Origin of the sequence: Microtetraspora sp. NBRC 16547, from assembly GCF_030268965.1 — a bacterium.
In the GTDB taxonomy this organism is placed as follows: Bacteria; Actinomycetota; Actinomycetes; order Streptosporangiales; family Streptosporangiaceae; genus Microtetraspora.
In genome coordinates this window covers 1-1,702 of record NZ_BSSE01000072.1, presented here as the reverse complement: position 1 = coordinate 1,702, position 1,702 = coordinate 1, and the positions used below count along the sequence as shown (strand labels likewise).

Annotated in this window: 2 protein-coding genes; one reads left to right on the top strand and one right to left on the bottom strand. The window is 66.0% G+C overall.

What is annotated here, in order from left to right; translation table 11 throughout:
• Positions 1-62 precede the first annotated feature (62 nt).
• Positions 63-449: a hypothetical protein gene (locus QSK17_RS35635; protein ID WP_285711097.1), complete on the bottom strand. Its 387-nt coding sequence runs from the start codon at positions 447-449 to the stop codon at positions 63-65.
• Between the two features lie 27 nt (positions 450-476).
• Here QSK17_RS35635 and QSK17_RS35630 point away from each other — a divergent pair, with 27 nt between their 5' ends.
• Positions 477-1,673 carry an IS630 family transposase gene (locus QSK17_RS35630; protein WP_285711096.1) on the top strand — a complete coding sequence of 399 codons (1,197 nt, stop codon included), beginning with the start codon at positions 477-479 and terminating at the stop codon, positions 1,671-1,673.
• The last annotated feature ends 29 nt before the right edge of the window (positions 1,674-1,702 follow it).

Genomic DNA, 1,702 nt, shown 5'->3' with positions numbered 1-1,702 from the left:
AGTGGTCCTCGCCGGAAGTCCCTCGGGGGTTGACGGTTCACCAGTTGGCGTGCTGCTCGTAGTCAGGTGTCGGTGTTGGACACGTAGAGGTCGCAGACCAGATCCAGGGCCTCCTGTGGGCTGCCGGTGAACCAGATCGCGTCCTCATAGCCGCCCGTGCTTGGCGTGTGGATCGCCAGTCCCCATCGGTGGGCCGTGCCGCCGTAACGCAGCCGCATCAGTGGCAGCCGCTGGCCATCGGCGAGTTCCCCCTCGACATAGCCGAACTGGCCGCGATAGCGCACGTGAACGTCGGCAAGCTGGGGCCAGCGCTGTTTGGCGTGCAGGAACAGCCTCTGGGCCAGGGAGGTTTTGGTCGAGGCGGGGATGGCGGGCATGGCCGTCATCTTGCCCTCTCGGCGTGTCGTTCGCCCACCATCGGCGCGAATGCGGGCATTGTCGGAGATCACCGAAGATCGACTACAGAGAGCCCTCTGGTGCCCGTCCCCCGCGCCCGCCAGATCACGCTGTCAGCCGCCGAACGCCGGAGGCTCAAGCAGCTGGCCTACTCCCACACTGCCCCCTACCAGCAGGTCATCCGTGTGCGTATCGTGCTGGACGCCGCACACGGCTACTCCAACGCGAAGATCTCCCGACGCCGGAAAGTGACCGTTGACACCGTCCGGCTCTGGCGAGGCCGATTCGCCGACGAGGGCATGAAAGGACTGGCCGACCGGCCCCGATCTGGACGCCCACCGAAGTTCACCCCGGTCCAGGTCGCCGAAATCAAGGCAATGGCCTGCCAACTGCCAGCCGAGACCGGGGTGCCCTTGTCACGGTGGAACTGCCCCGACCTGGCGAGTGAGGTCCTCGCCCGGGGCATCGCTCCGGCAATCTCGGCCTCCACCGTGCGCCGGATTCTGGCCACAGATGCGATCAAGCCCTGGCAGTACCAATCCTGGATCTTCATCCGTGACCCGGACTTCGCCGTCAAGGCCGGCCGGGTGCTGGACCTGTACGCGCGCGTCTGGGACGGCGCCGCGCTCGACGACGACGAGTACGTCATCTCCGCCGATGAGAAGACCTCCATCCAGGCCCGCTGCCGCTGCCATCCCACCCTGCCGCCGGGAAAATCCCGGCTGATGCGGGTCAACCACGACTACAAGCGCGGCGGCGCGCTGGCCTACCTGGCCGCCTACGACGTCCACCGCGCCCACGTGATGGGGCGCTGCTCGCCGAAGACCGGGATCGTCCCGTTCACCGAACTGGTCGACCAGGTCATGACCGCCGAGCCGTACGCCTCGGCCAAGCGGGTGTTCTGGATCGTCGACAACGGCTCCTCTCACCGGGGCAAGGCTGCCGCCGACCGGCTGGCCACGCGCTATCCCAACGCGGTCATGGTGCACACGCCCGTGCATGGTTCGTGGATCAACCAGATCGAGATCTTCTTCTCCATCGTGCAGCGGAAAGTCGTCTCACCCAACGACTTCACCAGCCTTGACCAGGTCGAAGACCGGCTCATCGCCTTCGAGCGTCGCTACAACGAGACCGCCCGGCCCTTCAGATGGAAGTTCACCCCGGCCGACCTCGAGGACCTGCTGGCCCGGATCGAGCGACACGAACAGAAAGAGTTCGACTCCCAGCAGCACGATCACTGCGAGCAACAGCCTGACGTGCTCGACGTCGCGGCGTAACCCCCGAGGGATTTACGGACATGACCACT